This window comes from Chryseotalea sp. (assembly GCF_057350905.1).
Window position 1 is genome coordinate 15,534 of sequence record NZ_JBMRCF010000004.1, and the last position, 17,530, is coordinate 33,063.

The 17,530-nt window shown below is 40.6% G+C and carries 20 protein-coding genes; 11 read left to right on the forward strand and 9 right to left on the reverse strand.

All coding sequences use genetic code 11. The features are described from left to right. Positions 1-2 precede the first annotated feature (2 nt). The 9 genes from ACO1XM_RS06685 to rsmA form a co-directional block, all read right to left on the reverse strand. Positions 3-356 (reverse strand): MmcQ/YjbR family DNA-binding protein, encoded by a 354-nt coding sequence (locus tag ACO1XM_RS06685; protein ID WP_486227137.1) that lies wholly within the window; start codon positions 354-356, stop codon positions 3-5. A 2-nt stretch (positions 357-358) separates the two neighbouring features. Then, positions 359-583 (reverse strand): DUF6728 family protein, encoded by a 225-nt coding sequence (locus ACO1XM_RS06690; RefSeq protein ID WP_486227139.1) that lies wholly within the window; start codon positions 581-583, stop codon positions 359-361. Between the two features lie 4 nt (positions 584-587). Beyond that, a complete protein-coding gene (gene ispG, locus ACO1XM_RS06695; RefSeq protein WP_486227141.1) occupies positions 588-2,543 on the reverse strand; it encodes a (E)-4-hydroxy-3-methylbut-2-enyl-diphosphate synthase in 1,956 nt (651 codons plus the stop codon). Positions 2,544-2,693: 150 nt separating this feature from the next. Further along, the gene (locus ACO1XM_RS06700) at positions 2,694-3,086 is read right to left on the reverse strand and encodes an HIT family protein (RefSeq protein WP_486227143.1); all 393 of its coding nucleotides are present in this window, start codon (positions 3,084-3,086) and stop codon (positions 2,694-2,696) included. A 4-nt stretch (positions 3,087-3,090) separates the two neighbouring features. Then, positions 3,091-3,567 carry a transcription elongation factor GreA gene (gene greA, locus ACO1XM_RS06705; protein ID WP_486227145.1) on the reverse strand — a complete coding sequence of 159 codons (477 nt, stop codon included), beginning with the start codon at positions 3,565-3,567 and terminating at the stop codon, positions 3,091-3,093. A gap of 96 nt (positions 3,568-3,663) precedes the next feature. Then, on the reverse strand, positions 3,664-4,488 hold the full coding sequence (locus tag ACO1XM_RS06710; RefSeq protein WP_486227148.1) for a pentapeptide repeat-containing protein: 825 nt from the start codon (positions 4,486-4,488) through the stop codon (positions 3,664-3,666). A gap of 82 nt (positions 4,489-4,570) precedes the next feature. Then, entirely contained in the window at positions 4,571-5,512 is a 942-nt protein-coding gene (locus ACO1XM_RS06715) for an NAD(P)-dependent oxidoreductase (RefSeq protein ID WP_486227149.1), read from the reverse strand. Next, entirely contained in the window at positions 5,512-6,861 is a 1,350-nt protein-coding gene (mgtE, locus tag ACO1XM_RS06720) for a magnesium transporter (protein ID WP_486227151.1), read from the reverse strand. Before mgtE ends, ACO1XM_RS06715 begins: the two co-directional genes overlap by 1 nt. Next, the gene (gene rsmA, locus ACO1XM_RS06725; RefSeq protein ID WP_486227153.1) at positions 6,851-7,657 is read right to left on the reverse strand and encodes a 16S rRNA (adenine(1518)-N(6)/adenine(1519)-N(6))-dimethyltransferase RsmA; all 807 of its coding nucleotides are present in this window, start codon (positions 7,655-7,657) and stop codon (positions 6,851-6,853) included. The genes mgtE and rsmA overlap by 11 nt, the downstream gene beginning before the upstream one ends. Positions 7,658-7,759: 102 nt before the next feature. On the opposite strand from rsmA, the gene pdxA reads away from it, so the two are divergent. The 11 genes from pdxA to ACO1XM_RS06780 all read left to right on the forward strand — a co-directional run bounded on the left by pdxA (position 7,760) and on the right by ACO1XM_RS06780 (position 17,501). Continuing rightward, positions 7,760-8,812, forward strand: coding sequence for a 4-hydroxythreonine-4-phosphate dehydrogenase PdxA (gene pdxA, locus ACO1XM_RS06730; RefSeq protein WP_486227155.1), 1,053 nt, complete (start codon positions 7,760-7,762; stop codon positions 8,810-8,812). Positions 8,813-8,901: 89 nt separating this feature from the next. Beyond that, positions 8,902-9,288 (forward strand): TerB family tellurite resistance protein, encoded by a 387-nt coding sequence (locus tag ACO1XM_RS06735; protein WP_486227157.1) that lies wholly within the window; start codon positions 8,902-8,904, stop codon positions 9,286-9,288. 117 nt (positions 9,289-9,405) lie between these two features. Beyond that, positions 9,406-9,927 carry a YceD family protein gene (locus ACO1XM_RS06740; protein ID WP_486227159.1) on the forward strand — a complete coding sequence of 174 codons (522 nt, stop codon included), beginning with the start codon at positions 9,406-9,408 and terminating at the stop codon, positions 9,925-9,927. 26 nt (positions 9,928-9,953) lie between these two features. Then, complete coding sequence (gene rpmF, locus ACO1XM_RS06745) at positions 9,954-10,145, forward strand: 50S ribosomal protein L32 (protein WP_486227161.1); 192 nt, start codon at positions 9,954-9,956, stop codon at positions 10,143-10,145. 171 nt (positions 10,146-10,316) lie between these two features. After that, positions 10,317-11,318 (forward strand): beta-ketoacyl-ACP synthase III, encoded by a 1,002-nt coding sequence (locus ACO1XM_RS06750; RefSeq protein ID WP_486227163.1) that lies wholly within the window; start codon positions 10,317-10,319, stop codon positions 11,316-11,318. 46 nt (positions 11,319-11,364) lie between these two features. Beyond that, positions 11,365-11,928 carry an elongation factor P gene (gene efp / locus ACO1XM_RS06755; RefSeq protein WP_486227165.1) on the forward strand — a complete coding sequence of 188 codons (564 nt, stop codon included), beginning with the start codon at positions 11,365-11,367 and terminating at the stop codon, positions 11,926-11,928. Positions 11,929-12,011: 83 nt separating this feature from the next. Then, a complete protein-coding gene (accB, locus tag ACO1XM_RS06760) occupies positions 12,012-12,500 on the forward strand; it encodes an acetyl-CoA carboxylase biotin carboxyl carrier protein (protein WP_486227416.1) in 489 nt (162 codons plus the stop codon). Positions 12,501-12,579: 79 nt separating this feature from the next. Then, on the forward strand, positions 12,580-13,929 hold the full coding sequence (gene accC / locus ACO1XM_RS06765) for an acetyl-CoA carboxylase biotin carboxylase subunit (RefSeq protein ID WP_486227167.1): 1,350 nt from the start codon (positions 12,580-12,582) through the stop codon (positions 13,927-13,929). Between the two features lie 122 nt (positions 13,930-14,051). Then, a complete protein-coding gene (locus ACO1XM_RS06770) occupies positions 14,052-14,456 on the forward strand; it encodes an EVE domain-containing protein (protein ID WP_486227169.1) in 405 nt (134 codons plus the stop codon). Further along, positions 14,453-16,030, forward strand: coding sequence for a hypothetical protein (locus tag ACO1XM_RS06775; RefSeq protein WP_486227171.1), 1,578 nt, complete (start codon positions 14,453-14,455; stop codon positions 16,028-16,030). The genes ACO1XM_RS06770 and ACO1XM_RS06775 overlap by 4 nt, the downstream gene beginning before the upstream one ends. Further along, the gene (locus ACO1XM_RS06780) at positions 15,993-17,501 is read left to right on the forward strand and encodes a hypothetical protein (protein WP_486227173.1); all 1,509 of its coding nucleotides are present in this window, start codon (positions 15,993-15,995) and stop codon (positions 17,499-17,501) included. The genes ACO1XM_RS06775 and ACO1XM_RS06780 overlap by 38 nt, the downstream gene beginning before the upstream one ends. Positions 17,502-17,530: the final 29 nt, after the last annotated feature.

Consider the following 17,530-nt stretch of genomic DNA (forward strand, 5'->3'; position numbering starts at 1 on the left):
TTTCAGAGTTCCTTTAAGATTTCTCTGTCCTTCTTTGGTAATGAGGCACTTACCAGGTTGTAGGAGTCGTCTATCCATTGGCATAACAGGCTGTCTTTTATAGTTCCGTCCATCATAACGCTGATCCAGTGCTTTTTATTCATATGATAGCCTGGTAAAACTGAAGAAAATCTTTCCTGCAGTGCCACCACCTGCTCAGGATCTGCCTTGAGGTTGATGCTTTCGAAGTTATCCAGATCGGTCAGGGCAAACATTTTACCCATAACCTTATAAACAAGTGTATTGGCATCGAAGGGAAATTCCTCTGTTACGCCTTTCTTCGCCAGGCAATATGCACGGAAGCCTTCGATGTTCATGATTAGAAATAGTTACGCACAATAATGCGGGTAACAATAATAATCACACAAGCAAGAAACATCAGTATGGATAGTTTATTTACACCATGCATCATTTTTAAACTTGCATTGGTAGGTCGGTTAGGATCTTTCGCCCTGAAAAAATAACCACCTACCTCACCTAGCTTGAAGAAATCCTTCCAGCTTTTCTTCACTCCCTGCTTTGTTATATCTCTTTGCTCTTCCATAACATTAGTTTTCTTGTTCTACCCAATCACCATGTTCACGAATCAGATTTACCAATTCATCTACTGCTTTTTCTGTTGGAATATTTCTGCGCACTACCTCTTTACCTTTATACAGGGTGATCCTGCCTGGACCTGAACCTACATACCCATAATCTGCGTCTGCCATTTCTCCTGGGCCATTCACAATACAACCCATGATGCCAATCTTCAAACCCTTTAGGTGGTTGGTGCGCACGCGAATCTTATTAGTGGTCTCTTGTAAATCAAACAAGGTTCTTCCGCACGAAGGACAAGAGATGTATTCTGTTTTTGAAATGCGTGTACGGGTAGCTTGCAAAATATTAAAGGCAGTTTCGTTCAGCATTTTTTCAGGACCACAATTAATAGCCGATAAAAATATACCATCACCCAAACCATCCAATAGCAAGGCCCCAACGTCAGTGGCTGCATGCAATTGCAATTCCTCTTGCGAGAGGTTTGCATAATTTCTTCTGATGATTACTGGTACAGAACAATCTCCATCAATAATGTTCAGCATAAGCCTTCGCTGTTCTGCCATACCATGTTCGTTGTCGGTAGTGATTATTAATACAATGTTTTTGTAGGCACGAATCATTTCTATAAAAGTTGTGCTGACATCTTCAATGGATACTTGCACAAAATTGAGAACAGGCGAAAGTGCTTTACCTTCCAATAAAGTTTTTACATCCAGTAATGGGTAGGCTCTGTCTTTTTCTTTTTGTGTAAGCCAGGTTGCGTAATCATAAATAATACCGAGGGTGCCGGGTATAGCAAAGTCAACAAGTTTATTACCTGTGTAGACATAGTCACAAGCCATGTCAGCAATATTCCACTTATCTAAAGGAACAGAGTAGTGATAACCCAATGAAAACAAAGAAGCAGGACTGATTGCTTCGCGTTGCGACAGATCAGCAATTACCCTGGGTACCCAATGCTCACCACCCATATTGACTACTTCGTGGGTAGTTCTTCTTGTGTATTCGAAAGGATTAATGGAGTAATGCTTTATTTCAGGAATGCTCTTATGGTTGGCACGTTTATCATAACGCCTGGCCAAAGTATAGGCTACCGGAACTTCTGCTTCTGGTTCTTCGGTTAATGATACACGGATGGTATCGCCTAATCCATCTTCCAGTAAAGTACCAATACCCACGGCCGATTTTATTCTGCCATCTTCACCATCGCCTGCCTCGGTAACACCTAAGTGCAAAGGATATGGTTTAAAACCACCTTCATCTAATTTTTGCACCAGCAGACGATAAGCCTGCACCATCACTTGCGGATTGCTCGACTTCATCGAAACGACAATGTTGTAGAATTGTTCGTCTTCACAAATGCGTAAAAACTCCAGTGCAGATTCGACCATGCCCAGTGGTGAATCACCATAGCGACTCATGATTCTATCAGATAAAGAACCATGGTTGGTGCCTATGCGCATGGCTGTACCGTGTTCTTTACAGATTTTTATCAGTGGTGTAAACTTATCTCGTATGCGATCCAGTTCTGCCTGATAAGAAGCTTCTGTGTAATCGATGGTTTCAAATCTTTTTTTATCTGCGTAGTTACCTGGATTAACCCGTACTTTCTCTACAATGCGTGCTGCTAATTCTGCAGCGTTGGGTGTAAAATGTATATCCGCCACCAGCGGCACATTATAACCACGCTTTCTTAATTCTTTTTTTATCTCAGCGAGATTTTGCGCTTCCTTCAAACTGGGTGCGGTAATGCGCACATACTCGCAGCCAGCCTCTACCATGCGTATGGTTTGCTCAACCGATCCAAGTGTATCCATCGTGTCGATAGTGGTCATGGACTGTACACGAATGGGGTTATTGCCCCCCATCGGCACATCGCCAATTTTAACTTCAACAGTTTGTCTGCGGTTGTACTGCACCAGGCTGTCGCAGTATTGTTTTAAAGAGGCTATTGAGTTATTCACAAGAAAATGCTTTACCCAAAATTAACCATTACTTATTGAAAATGTTCAATTAAGAGCGTCTCAAAAAATACGCGAATTACAAGCAAATACAGGTTTTAGCAGAAATCAAGTATGAGTCACTGCACCTGAAAGTGTTGAATGGCCACAAGATTAAAGCGCAGCCTTGATTTTTTCAGTGATGGCAGTCAACTCGTCTTTGGAAGGACTAAGCTTGGGTTTTGTGAAGTTGATATCACCCATGCTGTTCATAGGCACAAGATGAACATGCACATGAGGAACTTCAAGACCAATGACAGCTACCCCTACCCTTTTGCAAGGCACAGTTTTCTTGACTGCTTTGGCTACTTTTTTAGCAAAAAGCATTAAACCCGAAAGTGCATCATCTTCCAGGTCAAAAATATAATCAGATTCTGGCTTGGGGATAACCAATACGTGCCCCATTACTAAAGGACTAATGTCGTGTATGGCAATGTAACGTTCATCTTCTGCCACAATGTAACCAGGTATTTCCCTGTTAATAATTTTGGTGAAAATGCTGGCCATCGTATTAAGCAGTTATGTCCATTACCTGAAACTCAATATCACCTGCAGGTGTCTTGATTATGGCACTCTCGCCTTTCTTTTTGCCCAACAAACCTTTACCTATTGGTGATTGGGTTGACAAGCGACCTATTTTCAGGTCTTGCTCTTCTTCAGAAACCAATGTATAAGTAAAAGTGGCTCCATTCTTCATGTTCTTAATGGTAACCTTAGAAAGAATGGACACTTTAGAAGTATCAATATTGGTTTCATCTAATAAACGTGCATTAGACACCAGGTCTTCCAACTGCGCTATTTTTGCTTCGAGATGACCTTGCGCATCTTTTGCAGCATCATACTCAGCATTTTCACTCAAGTCTCCTTTATCACGCGCTTCAGCTATTTGATAGGCAATTGCAGCACGACCTTTACCTTTCAGCTCAGCTAACTCCGTCTTCAACTTCTCAAAACCTTCTTTGGTATAGTAAGATATTTTCTTGCTCATAATTATCGACTTTACTAAAAAAACAAACAACGGCTTTGCGGGGCAAAACCGTTGTCGTGTTACACAAAGGTATAGGATTCTTTTATTTAGTCAAAATCAGGTTCCAACCAGCTCTGGCAGGTTAGTTTTGATCTCTTCCAGTATTTCATCATCAAATCTTGCCATATACAGGGTTTTGGCCTTGGATAATTGTTCAATAGTAAGCCCTTTTGCCCCTCTTAAATCTGCTTTATACAAACTGGCATTTTCAAAATCGGCACCCATCAGGTAGCTGTTTTGCATGTTTGCCTCCATTAAATAAGCATTGTTGAAATTCGCCTTAATCAGGAAGGCACCTTCAAACTGAGTTTTAATCAAAAATGAATCTTTAAAATTAGCGCCACTGGCATAAGCGCCTTTCAAATTAGCCTGATTCAGGTTCGAGTTTTCAAAATTGGTTTGATTCAGGCGAGCATTTTCAAGATTTGACTCAATCAAGGATGACTGCTGTAAATTACATGAGTTGATGTTCGACCCAGCCAGGTTCACATAGTTCAAGTTGGTGCGCGCCAGATAGCAGTTTACAAGATTGATCTCATGTATTTTATGACGATTTAAACGCTTGATATTACCCACAGTACGAAAGGCAGCTTCTTCAGATTCCCACAAACGAAAATCGTCAATCTCATCTTTATAAGTACGGATACGCTGGCGTACTTCTCCATTTTGGTTGAGCCAGAATATCAAAATACCGATCACCGCGATATCGAAAATCATACCGTGTGCTTCACTCAATACCTGACCCACAAAGTTGTAGGTATCATTTACATAATAGTGGAGACTCAATGCAAGCACCAGAATGGCGACAAGCACCAATACGATGGTAGATGTAAGCAATGGCTTTTCTATGATATTATCATAGAATTCACTAAAACGCTTCATCTGCTTCTTATAAAAACCCATTTTCTTGTTCCTGTCCTTAAATTATCAAATTCTTTTGTTCAAAGAAAATTTTCTCTGCAAATCAGAAGCCCAGGGCTTGTAACTTTTGCACGAGTATTTGATTGATCTTATAATGCGATTCCTGCGTCCAGCCAGCAATATGTGGTGTAAAGATCACATTTCTCTGTTGCGTAAGAAAGGTAAAGGCTTTTGTCTGCTCCACAGTAAGTGATGTAAGTTTTTCATTCTCCAATACATCTAATGCTGCTCCCCTTATTTTACCTGACCCGATAGCAGAAGCCAAAGTAGTCATTTTAACAATCTCACCCCTGGCGGTGTTCATGAATATGAATGGTTTATTAAAACAATCAATAAATTCCAGATTAACCATGTCCCGGGTTTCATGGGTTAATGGAATGTGCAAACTCAGGATGTCGCATGCGTCAAAAATATTTTGCAATGAAGCTTCGCGCACCCATTCGTCTGAAATATTCTGCTTGTACTTATCATAGGCCAGCACTTTACATCCGAAACCCGAAAGCCGTCTTGCGAATGCCTTGCCCATATTGCCGTAACCGATGATGCCTACGGTTTTGCCCATAAGTTCCTCACCACGGTTCTCTTCTCGCAACCAAACAGATTGTCTTACCTCTGCATCTGCCCTGGGTATATTTCGCAGTAAGGAGAGCAGGGCTGCAATTGCGTATTCACCTACTGCATCCCTGTTGCCCTCTGAAGCATGCAACACTTTAATGTTATGCTTTTCTAAAAAATCAAGGTCGATGTTATCCAGACCCGCACCTGCTCTGGCTACAAACTTTATGCTGGGCTTTACACCCAGCAATTGTTCATCTACTCTCGTTCTTGTTCGTACAAACAATCCCTCATATTGATTAATCAGTGGTTTAATAACGTGTATTTCTTTGTCTGATACATCTACACCTTCCCAGCCAATTTCGCCCAGCATAGTAAAAATGCTTGCATGCATAGGATCAATAATCAAACATTGACGCAAGGAAGACATTAAATCAATAATAAGTTAACTGTGAAGAAATAAATGGTGAGGCCCAACAAATCATTGGTGGTAGTAATAAAGGGGCCCGAAGCCAAGGCAGGATTAAAACCAAAATAGTTAAGCACCATCGGGGTAACTGTACCCATAAAAGAGGCAAATAATACAACACTAAACAGCGCTATAGAAACAGTGAGTGAAAGTTCAAACTCTGTAAAAAGCAAAACATTGGCACCAAACACGATGCCAGCCAGGAAAACACCATTGAGCATGGCTACTAAAAACACTTTCACCAAACGTGGCCACAAACCTTCCACCACAAAACCCGGATTAGCCAAACTTTGCACAACAATAGAAGCCGATTGTATACCCACGTTTCCACCGGTTGCCTGAATCAGCGGAATGAAGAATGCTATGGCTGTCACCTGGATCAATTCTGCTTCAAACAGCCCCATGAATTTTGCATTCATTAAACCACCCAGTATACCAATAATCAACCAGGGCAAACGGGCACGGGTATTGCGCCACACGCTATCATCTTCTTCAACGTCTTCACTGATACCGGCCATGATCTGGCGCTCTTCTTCTGCCTGCTCTTTAATCACATCTACCACATCATCAATGGTAATGCGGCCTACTAACTGTCCATTTACATTAACAACGGGTACCGATTCCAGATCATACTTTTGCATGATATCTGCTACCTCAATATCCTCCAGGTAAGTTTCAACGGAAACAATCTCTTCCTCTTCTATAATTTCTGCTACTGATTTAGAGGCATTAGCCAAGACCAGGCTTTTTAATGAAACCCGTCCTACAAGTCGGTCAGTATTATCTACAACATAAACGGCATAAAACTTATCGACATTTTCTGCCTGCTTTCTGATTTCTTCTATACATTGGTTAACCGTCCAGGTTTGGCGAACTTTTATTAATTCTTTCGCCATTAAACCACCGGCAACTGTTTCTTCATAACGCAGCAAGTCAACTACCTGCAAACGAAGATCCGCATCAATCAAGGCCAAGACCTCCTCGCGTTCCTTCACAGGCAACTCATGCAAAATATCTGCTACATCATCTGAATTTAACTGGTTAAGCACACTTCCAATCTCAGTTGGGGTATATATCTTAAGGAAAGATTTGCGGGTATCTGAGTCCAGGTCGCGGATAATTTCCGCATGTACTTCATTATCGAGGATGTCCAATACATACTTAGACTCCTCCGAACTAAACTCGTACAAAAGAGCTGAAATATCTGCCGACTGAACAGACTCCAGCGTTTCGACAATAAAAGTATTATCACGCTCATCAAGCGCTTGCTGAAACCGATCTCTAAACTCTTTGCTTAGTTCAAACTCCATGTTGGACTGCACGACTCTTCTCTATTACCTGTGTGAGCTGAATAAAATCTTCCACGCTTAGTTGCTCAGCTCTTTTATCCATTATGGGTAAGGCCGCAACATCGCTCGACAAAGTTAGATTTTTAAGTGCATTGCGCAATGTTTTCCGTCTTTGGTTAAAGCCGGTTTTTACAACGGTTACAAAAAGTTTCTCATCACAACCTAATTGCTTCCTGTCATTCCTTACCAGTCGTATCACAGCCGACATTACTTTAGGTGGAGGTGTGAAAACACCTGGTGGAACTTTTAAAAGATGTTCGATATTATAAAACGTTTGCAAAAGCACGCTGAGAATACCGTAAGTTTTATTTCCATGTTTCGAAGCAATCCGATCGGCCACCTCTTTTTGCAACATACACACTACCTGTTCTACCCTGTTGCGTTGCTCCAAAACCCTGAAAAAGATTTGAGAGGATATGTTGTAGGGGAAATTTCCAATAATTGAAAAAGTGCCTTCAAATACTTCATCTAAATCAGTTTCGAGAAAATCGCCTTCTATAATTTTTCCTTCCAGCAAGGCAAAATGCCGCTTCAGATAGGCCACTGAGTCGCGGTCTATCTCAATCACTTTTAGTTGGAGGTTGGCTATCTGCACCAGGTATTTGGTGAGCACCCCCATACCCGGCCCTATTTCTAAAACCTGGTTGCCGGTTTTATCCAACAAAAGTCCTTCTGTAATCTTTCTGGCAATTCCTTCATCGTGCAGGAAGTGCTGACCCAGCGATTTCTTAGCTCTTACCTTATCATATGCGGCCATGGGTGCAAGTGTAAGGTAAAATACTGTATAATTGTGTTTCTATTCACACAAATTAGTTAACCAATAGTCGATGGCTGCTGGCTAACCAGAAACATCTGAAGTATGACTCAAACCACCAATACACCTCACCCACCTAAATCTGCAGATCACAAACCGCGCATAGGCATTACTTTAGGTGACATCAATGGCATTGGTCCTGAGGTTATCATTAAAGCATTATCCGATCACAGAGTAATGTCATTGTTTACGCCCGTGGTTTATGGATCAGGGCGTGTGTTGTCATTTTATAAAAAGCAGCTTAACAACGAAGAGCTCAATTACACACAAGTAAAAAATAAAGGTCAGTTTATAGCCAGGCAACTCAACCTGGTTAATTGTTGGGAGGATGTTATTGAAATCGTACCCGGAAAAGCATCAAAAGAAACCGGAAAGGCTGCTCTGCTCAGCTTACAAAAAGCTTGCGAAGAACTAAAAGAAGGCCTGATTGATGCCTTGGTTACTGCACCGATAGATAAACACACGATCCATAGCGAGGAGTTTCCTTTTAAAGGGCATACAGAATTTTTAACACAATATTTCGGTGCCAGCGACAGCCTTATGCTGCTGGTGGGGAGTTCACTGCGAGTAGGTTTGGTTACAGAACATGTGGCAGTGCGTGAAATTGCAGGCCTTATCACACGGGAACGTGTGGAAGCCAAACTTAAGCTTCTTGAGCATTCCCTTCGACATGACTTTGGTGTTAACAAACCAAGAATAGCCATACTGGGGCTTAATCCGCATGCAGGCGATGGTGGTTTGATCGGCACTGAAGAAGAGCAAATCCTGAAACCACTGATTAACGGCTGGAGAAACAAAGGCAAACTCGTGAGTGGCCCCTTTCCGGCTGATGGCTTTTTTGCCACAGGTCAATACACTAAATTTGATGGCATATTGGCTATGTACCATGATCAGGGTCTTATTCCTTTTAAAACCCTGGCTTTCGAGAATGGTGTAAACTTTACAGCAGGATTACCCGTTGTCAGAACATCTCCCGATCATGGAACTGCCTATGCTATTGCGGGTAAGAATCAGGCCGATGAAAACTCCTTCAGGGAGGCACTTTTTAAGGCTTGCGATATTGTGCAGGCCAGGAAAGAACAGCTTACAGGTAAATAATGTGAATTTATTTCCAATTTCTGCCGTTTAACCTAATCTGAGCAGCTACTTGGCATTAAATTGTATTTTTGGTTAAAGTGAAAGTTGAAATGGACGTAGTTACTAGAAAGCATTTAAACATACTTATCCAGTTGGCAGAGGCCGACAAACACTTTGCAAAAGCTGAGCGGGATATGATTTTTAAAATAGCCAAAGAGCGCAATTTCCCGGAAATTGAAGTTCAGGAGCTCATCCGGAAACCTGAACCAATTGATAGCCTCGGTGCACTTTCGGTAGACCAAAAGTTTGAGTACCTCTACAGCAGTATAGAACTTATTTTAGTAGACCAGAATATTTTCGAGAGCGAAATCATCTTTTGCAAGAGCCTTGCCATCAAACTGGGTTTCAAAAAAGCCATTATTGATTTTTTTCTAGAGCATGTAAACAAGAAATCGAAAGCACAGCTCAAGGAAATCGCCATCAAAGAATACCTGTAAATATTGATAATCAGTCGATTAGCAAATTGACTTTGGTGTAAAAACACATCTTTACTTTTAATTTTCCATTTATTCTTCTACATTTGCCGACTATTTTAAAACCGGAGGGTCAGGAAAGTGAATTTATTCGGGGTTAATATTGTAGGCTTAAGCCTCGCTGCTCATGAGTTCGAATTTGAACTGAATAGTGGCTTTTTTAAGCAGTATGGCTCCGAAATGATTGCAGAAGGCAAGTTAAAGGCCACTGTAAGTCTCAACAAACATGAGACTTTCATTGAAACGAACTTCCGAATTGAAGGTAGCATCGTACTTACTTGTGATCGGAGTTTGGATGAATTTGACTTTCCGATCAGCATCAATGAAAAGTTGATGTATAAGTATGGAGATGAGGACAAAGAGATCAGCGAAGAGGTGATGATGATACATCGTGATACCGCAACGCTGGATCTGGGACAACCAATGTTTGAATATATCGTGTTGGCGGTTCCGATAAAAAAACTTCATCCTCGCTTCATTGAAGAGGAGGACGATGATAACGAAGAAGGGAAAATAATCTATTCTTCGGCAACAAAGGATGAAAAAAGTGATGAAAGCATGGCAGATCCACGCTGGGAAGCACTGAAAAAGTTAAAAAAATAAAGCACTGATACTAAACTGTTTGAGTTATGCCAAATCCGAAACGAAAAACCTCGAAGACAAGACGTGATAAGAGGAGAACACACTATAAAGCTGAAACCAGCTCATTTACCATATGCCCAACTACAGGCGAAACACACCGTCCTCACCGTGCTTATTGGCATGAAGGTAAACTTTACTTCAAGGGTAAAGTGGTAATGGAAAGAGAAGCGCTTGCTTAATTGCATGAAAAACTTGACAATCCTACATCTCAAACGCAACCTGTTTAGTGTTGTATCGATTTCGGATTGTAAAACATCGTAATTGATAATCAATTATTGAAATGCTCGATGGTTCATCGGGCTTTTCTTTTTTATAAGGGTTTAGTAATACTGCTGTAAGGCAATAAAAAAATGAATAAGATTCGCGCAGCGATCACCGGTGTTGGCGGTTATGTACCAGAATATGTACTCACCAACAAAGAATTGGAAACCATGGTGGATACCAACGATGAATGGATCACCACCCGTACCGGTATTAAAGAAAGAAGAATATTAAAAGGTGAAGGTCTGGGTACCAGCTACATGGGTATCAGAGCTGCGCAAGAGATTATTAACAAAACTGGCATCGATCCTAAAGAAATCGACCTGGTTATTTGCGCAACCATTACACCTGATATGCCTTTTCCGGCAACAGCCAATATTATCGCTACAGAAATTGGTGCTGTCAACGCATTCAGTTACGATCTTGCCGCGGCTTGCTCCGGATTTTTATTTGCATTGGCTACAGGTGCTAATTTTATTCAAAGCGGTACTTACAAAAAAGTATTAGTGATTGGTGGCGACAAAATGTCTTCCATTATTAATTATCAGGACAGAGCCACTTGTATCATTTTTGGCGATGGTGCAGGTGCAGTATTGTTAGAGCCCACAACCGAAGACCTGGGCATTATGGATTCTATTTTACGCAGCGATGGTACCGGAGCCAACTTTTTACGCATGGAAGCGGGTGGAAGCCGTATGCCGGCAACTCATGCAACCGTTGAAGCAAAACAGCATTATGTTTTTCAGGAAGGCGCAACTGTTTATAAGTTTGCCGTAACTAACATGGCCGAAGTAGCTGCTGAAGTTTTGGAAAGAAATAACTTAACAAGCACAGATATTGCTTGGTTAGCGCCCCATCAGGCTAATAAGCGTATTATTGACGCTACTGCGAGTCGGATAGGGCTTTCAGAGGAAAAAGTAATGATGAATATTGAAAAATACGGCAATACGACTGCCGGTACGCTTCCGCTTTTACTGTGGGATTATGAGAAAAAGCTTAAAAAAGGAGATAATATTATTTTTGCAGCCTTCGGTGGTGGATTTACCTGGGGGGCTATGTGGCTTAAATGGGCCTATAATAGCAAAGCATAAGAGAGTGATTAATTAATATTTGTAACTTAAAGTCCGTTTTTTATTTATGGCAACTATTTCTGATCTGAGTAAAGGCAATTATGTGCGCTATAATGGCGAGGTTATGCAAATTGAAGAATTGCTGCACCGCACGCCTGGTAATTTAAGAGCCTTCTACCAGGTAAAGATGCGTAACGTACGCAATGGTAAACTGGCAGAAAATCGTTTTCGTCCTGGCGATGAAATTGAAATTTTGCGCGTTGAAACCAGAGAATATCAATACCTGTATGCAGATGGCGATAGCTTGGTTTGTATGGATAAAGAAACTTTCGATCAGGTGTATATTGATAAAGCTTTGTTGGGACCCTCAGTGAACTATATCAAAGAAGAAGTAACTTTATTGATCGCTTTTGAAAACGGTACAACAGCCATTACTGCAGAAGCACCGTCACACGTTGTATTTGAAATTACCTATACAGAGCCTGGTTTAGCAGGCGATACTGCAACACGCACACTGAAACCTGCTACCATTGATAATGGATCAGAAATTCGTGTTCCGCTTTTTGTGAACACTGGTGACAAGATTAAGATTGACACCCGTACGGGTGAGTATATTGAACGCGTAAAGTAATTACTATGGCCAAAGCCCGAACTACAAAACCTGTTAAAAAAGAAGCTCCTGCAAAGAAGGCTTCCTCAACTAATCAAACCGACATGAAAACATCAGAAATCAGAGACCTCATCGATTTCATCGCCCATTCCGGCTTGAATGAAGTTAATGTAGAGACGAAAGAGTTAAAGCTTTATGTGAAGCGCGAACCTGATCAAAAAATATTAAAATCTGCAGCACCCGTAGTAGCAGCGCCCGCAGTGGCTGCCGTTGCAGCTCCGGTAGTGGCTTCGCCTGCAATTGCTGCTCCTAAAGCTGAAAAGGCCGAGGTGGCAGTTACAGCTGGAAAGAAAACAGCAGATATCAAATCACCTATGATTGGTACATTCTACCGTTCATCAAATCCTGAAACACCGCCATTCATCTCTGTAGGTGATAAAGTAACCAAAGGGCAAACTGTTTGCATTATCGAAGCAATGAAACTTTTCAATGAAATCGAATCAGAAGTTTCTGGTACGGTGGTGAAAGTAATGGTTGATAACGCACAGCCTGTAGAATACGATCAGGTGTTGTTTGTTGTAGAGCCTGACTAATTATAAATTCAAGATTTGTAGATTCAAAATTGCTACATGCAATTTTAAATATTGAATTTTTCATTTTGAATTAAAACCTATGTTTAAAAAAATATTAATAGCTAACCGTGGAGAAATAGCGCTACGTGTAATTCGTACTTGTCGTGAGATGGGTATTAAAACGGTAGCCGTTTACTCTACCGCAGACAGAGAAAGTTTGCACGTGCGTTTTGCTGACGAAGCCGTTTGTATTGGCGATGCGCCCAGCAAAGATTCATACTTGAACATACCACGCATCATTTCTGCCGCTGAAATTACCAATGCCGATGCTATACACCCTGGCTATGGATTCTTGTCTGAACGTGCTGAGTTTTCAGCTGTGTGCCACGAATACGGTATCAAATTTATTGGCCCCACACCTGCCATGATCAATGCTATGGGCGATAAGTCCACAGCTAAAGACACCATGAAGAAAGCAGGGGTACCGACAATTCCTGGTTCTGACGGACTCCTTTCTTCATTGGAAGAAGGTATGGCCATTGCTAAAAAAATCAAATACCCGGTAATTGTTAAGGCAACTGCTGGTGGTGGTGGTAAGGGTATGCGCATTATTAACAACGAGTCAGAATTTCAAAAAGCCTGGGACGATGCCAAGCGTGAAGCGGCTGCCTCCTTTGGAAACGATGGCTTGTACTTAGAGAAATTTGTTGAAGAACCACGCCACATCGAAATTCAAGTTGTAGGCGATCAATATGGCAAAGTTTGTCATTTGTCTGAACGCGATTGCTCTATACAACGCAGACACCAAAAACTTTTGGAAGAAACACCTTCTCCTATTTTAAGTCAGGAACTTCGCGAGCGCATGGGTGAAGCAGCCATTAAGGGTGCTAAAGCCATCAACTATGAAGGAGCCGGTACTATCGAATTCCTGGTTGATAAACATGGAGATTTTTACTTCATGGAAATGAATACCCGTATACAGGTGGAACACCCGATTACAGAGGAGGTTACAGACTACGATTTGATTAAAGAGCAAATTAAAGTAGCTGCCGGAGTACCTATTTCCGGTAAGAACTACTTCCCTAATTTGTATTCTATGGAATGCCGTATCAATGCAGAAGATCCTGCCAATGGTTTCCGCCCTTCACCAGGTAAAATCACTAACCTGCACATGCCTGGTGGTCATGGTGTGCGTATCGACAGCCATGTGTATGCTGGCTATACCATTCCTCCTAATTACGATTCCATGATTGCCAAACTAATTGTAAGTGGCCAATCACGCGAAGAAGTAATCACCCGCATGAAGCGTGCTTTACAAGAGTTTGTTATTGAAGGAGTAAAAACTACGATTCCTTTCCATATCAAACTGATGGATAACGAAATATTCAGAAGTGGTAAATTCACTACTAAGTTTTTAGAAACCTCATTTGATTTTTCTGAACTTAAATAGCACAACTTTATAAACAGATTAGCCATGAAAATGGTTAATCCATACGATTTCCAAAAGCTCCGGTAAAACGGAGCTTTTTTTATTTTAAGAATACATTAACTTCAACATTCAAATTAGAATACATGAACTATTGGCTCGTAAAATCAGAACCTGATGTTTACCATTTCGACACCCTGGTAAAAGACAAAAAAACCATTTGGGATGGGGTGCGCAATTTTGCAGCACGCCTGCACCTGAAAGCCATGAAAAAAGGAGATTTAGTGCTCTTCTATCATTCCACAGGCGAAAAGGCTGTAGTAGGTATTGCTAAAATAATAAAGGAATGGTACCCCGAACCGGGTGAGCCCGACTGGGCAGTAGTTGAGTTGGCTCCTGAACGAAAACTTAAAAAGCCTGTAACCCTTGCCCAGGTAAAAGCCGATAAAAAACTAAGCGAGATGAAATTAGTAAAACTCGCAAGACTTTCGGTGCAACCCGTAACACCTGCTGAGTTTGATATGATACTAGCCAAGAGCGAAGAAAAATGAAAATCTTTTTGACGATCCTCTTTCTTATCACTTTCACCCAATTGCAAGCCCAGGTGGAACAGCCGCATCGTTTTGAAAATATTCAAAAATATACTGATGATGATTTTACGGTTGTTTCACTAGAGAAAGAAGGTTTGGCACTTTTCAGAGGAACAGACCAATATAAGGATCGTATGCGAAGCTGGCAGGTTATTTTGCTGGACACCACACTAAAAGTAAAAGTGGATACACTTGTCACTATTGAAAAAGAGTACAATATCATTGGCTATGAATACACTGCTGGCCTACTGAGTCTGCTCTTTCAATCCGGAGAATTTGTAAAAGATAAAATTGCACTCTGTGATATCGATTTAAAAAATTTAAGCATCAATATCCACAGCATAAAGACCGAGCTTGAACTCAAACTCGCCTTTTTCAGCAGACTGCATCAAAACATACTTTTTGCCGGGTACATAAACAATGAGCCTGCCATTGTTATGTACGATCTTACAAAGGCAAAGGCACAAATGGTACCGGGTTTTCTGCAGCGAAATACTGAATTGCTGGACATGCGTGTAAACCTGAATGGCACTTTTAATGTGGTGATGGTCGAAAAGATGTCTGGAGAAAATAAAAAAATCATTTTCAGAACATATGATGCCAATGCCAAATTACTATTGGAGGATAATATTGAAACCGAAGGAAGTCATACCATTTTTAATGCCATCAGTAGCAATCTTTACCGCGATGACTTGCTACTTATAGGCACCTGGGGTACCCGCTCATCGGATAGGGCATTGGGTTTTTACACTACACTTATTAATCCATTCGAAGAACAAAAAACACAGCTGGTTCAATTTGGTGGTTTACAGCATTACCTGGATTACCTCAAGCCACGCAGAGCCGATAAAATAAAAACCAAAACAAAAGCCGCCATAATATCAGGCAAAGTTTTCGAGTATACCAACAATGCCCTACCCTATAAAATTATTGAGCATAAAGATGGTTTTATTGTATTGGCAGAAACCTACGCCAACATAACCAACAACAATAGCTTCAATAATAATCCAAATTATAATCAAGCCTGGAACAGCCCCTATTATTATAACAATCCCTATTATCCTCGCTATGGAAATTCACGCTTTTACCAGCCACTCACCACCTATGGGCAGAATGTTACACAAGATGAAATCGAGATAAAAACATATTCATCCTCGTTGTTGTTTATCAATGCAAAAGGTATCATTGAAAATGATTTTTCTGCCAAACTTGAGGATTATAAAATCTCTGGCATTAGGCAGGTCTCTGATGTAGGATATCACAACGATTCTGCTGTGGTGGTCTATCGAAAAAAACAAGACATACTTTTTCATAAAGTTGACTTGCTTAGCAGCGAGTCAAAAAAAGGTGAAGTCAAAATTAAACTGAATGATAATTTTGACGATCTACGAAATGATGAGGACAAGGATGCAGAAATTAGACTCTGGTACAACAATACTTTTTATACCTGGGGCTATCACTCAATCCGAAATATTAACATAAAAGGCGACAAAACGCGTGAAGTATTCTATATCAATAAGGTTGTGGTGCATTAGCCTGGTCTTTATTTCTGTATCAGCATTTGCTCAGGTGGAGCAGACTGATCGGTTTGAAATTCAGGTTGATGATCCTTCATCAGGGTATGAGGTTACATCCCTTTTGCAAAGTGGTTTGTTAGTGCATCGTGTCGTCTCCACTCCTACAAGTAATGAATTTGAAATCATAAAAATTGACTCTCTCTTTAAGAAAAAATGGAGTGGAGCCATTCCTTTTGCTAAAAATTTTACGATAACACATAAAAAATTCTTCGAAAACAACTTATACATATTGGCGAAAGGAGGTACCTATTATGACTTTTTATTGATTAAGATCGATCAGGAGACAGGTCGTTACACACAGTATAATTTAAATAATTACATACCCTTTATCCCTACAGAATTTCAAGTCAACGGCAGGTTGGGCATCATTGGAGGTTATTATAACAAAGTGCCTATTGTAATATTATTCGATTTTGAAACTTTGCGTTTAAAGATTCTTCCAGGTTTGTTTAGTGAGATTGGAGAACTTGCTCAAATAAAAGTACATGAAGACAATACCTTTGATGTATTGCTCTGCGCACGCTACTTTAACAGAGAGAAAACAATCTGGATAAAAAGCTATACACCAGAAGGAGATTTTATTGTTCAGCAAGTTTTACCAGCAAATGGTAATAAAAGTCTGCTCTTTGGCAGAATTAATCAGTCAGCTGATAATATGAAGATTGTTGCCGGGGTTTATGGGAATCGTAATTCGGAATACTCTAAAGGAATATTTGTTGCCTCGATTAGTCCTTTTGGCGAAAGTCAACTAAAATATTACAACTTCGCTGATCTAGAAAACTTTTTTGGATACATGAAAGTAAATCGCCAAAGACGTATCAAAGAGCGGATTGAGAAAAGGAAAAATAAAGGTAAAGAAAACCGCTTCAATTACAGATTGCTGGTTCATGAACTCGTTCCTTACAAAAATCAATTTGTACTCTTAGGCGAGGCCTTCTATCCAAAGTATAAGACTGTTGATCGCTCAGGTCTTTTTGGACGTTCAGGTTATGGATTTGAAGGTAACAGCCAACTTGTCTTTGATGGTTACCGCTACACACATGCCACCGTACTTGCTTTTGACACAAATGGAAAGCTACAATGGGACAATACTTTTGAAATTAATGATGTGAAAACTTTTAATCTGGAACAGTTTGTAAAACTGAAGGCTGATAAAGAGAAAATCACCCTACTCTACCTTTTCGATAATACACTTCGCTCTAAAATAATTGCAGGAAACAATGTTCTTGAAAGTAAGAATGCTGAACCCATTAAAACACTGGCTGAAGGCGATGTGGTGGCTAAAGACCAAACCGTGATGAATAAACTGGAATACTGGTATGGCGATTATCTATTTGCCTACGGTATCCAAAACCTGACCAATACAAAGCAAATAGGCGGTCAAGCTGAACGCAGCGTATTTTTTATCAATAAGCTGAAATGCAAATAAATCGGCTTCTGCTTCAGAAAAGCTTCCTC

What these genes read in the sequence shown, in the direction of transcription:
- ACO1XM_RS06685 (WP_486227137.1), bottom strand. Translation starts at nt 356, where the DNA reads ATGAACATCGAAGGCTTCCGTGCATATTGCCTGGCGAAGAAAGGCGTA.
- ACO1XM_RS06690 (WP_486227139.1), bottom strand. Translation starts at nt 583, where the DNA reads ATGGAAGAGCAAAGAGATATAACAAAGCAGGGAGTGAAGAAAAGCTGG.
- ACO1XM_RS06700 (WP_486227143.1), bottom strand. Translation starts at nt 3,086, where the DNA reads ATGGCCAGCATTTTCACCAAAATTATTAACAGGGAAATACCTGGTTAC.
- greA (WP_486227145.1), bottom strand. Translation starts at nt 3,567, where the DNA reads ATGAGCAAGAAAATATCTTACTATACCAAAGAAGGTTTTGAGAAGTTG.
- ACO1XM_RS06710 (WP_486227148.1), bottom strand. Translation starts at nt 4,488, where the DNA reads ATGAAGCGTTTTAGTGAATTCTATGATAATATCATAGAAAAGCCATTG.
- ACO1XM_RS06715 (WP_486227149.1), bottom strand. Translation starts at nt 5,512, where the DNA reads ATGTCTTCCTTGCGTCAATGTTTGATTATTGATCCTATGCATGCAAGC.
- mgtE (WP_486227151.1), bottom strand. Translation starts at nt 6,861, where the DNA reads ATGGAGTTTGAACTAAGCAAAGAGTTTAGAGATCGGTTTCAGCAAGCG.
- rsmA (WP_486227153.1), bottom strand. Translation starts at nt 7,657, where the DNA reads ATGGCCGCATATGATAAGGTAAGAGCTAAGAAATCGCTGGGTCAGCAC.
- pdxA (WP_486227155.1), top strand. Translation starts at nt 7,760, where the DNA reads ATGACTCAAACCACCAATACACCTCACCCACCTAAATCTGCAGATCAC.
- ACO1XM_RS06735 (WP_486227157.1), top strand. Translation starts at nt 8,902, where the DNA reads ATGGACGTAGTTACTAGAAAGCATTTAAACATACTTATCCAGTTGGCA.
- rpmF (WP_486227161.1), top strand. Translation starts at nt 9,954, where the DNA reads ATGCCAAATCCGAAACGAAAAACCTCGAAGACAAGACGTGATAAGAGG.
- ACO1XM_RS06750 (WP_486227163.1), top strand. Translation starts at nt 10,317, where the DNA reads ATGAATAAGATTCGCGCAGCGATCACCGGTGTTGGCGGTTATGTACCA.
- efp (WP_486227165.1), top strand. Translation starts at nt 11,365, where the DNA reads ATGGCAACTATTTCTGATCTGAGTAAAGGCAATTATGTGCGCTATAAT.
- accB (WP_486227416.1), top strand. Translation starts at nt 12,012, where the DNA reads ATGAAAACATCAGAAATCAGAGACCTCATCGATTTCATCGCCCATTCC.
- accC (WP_486227167.1), top strand. Translation starts at nt 12,580, where the DNA reads ATGTTTAAAAAAATATTAATAGCTAACCGTGGAGAAATAGCGCTACGT.
- ACO1XM_RS06770 (WP_486227169.1), top strand. Translation starts at nt 14,052, where the DNA reads ATGAACTATTGGCTCGTAAAATCAGAACCTGATGTTTACCATTTCGAC.
- ACO1XM_RS06775 (WP_486227171.1), top strand. Translation starts at nt 14,453, where the DNA reads ATGAAAATCTTTTTGACGATCCTCTTTCTTATCACTTTCACCCAATTG.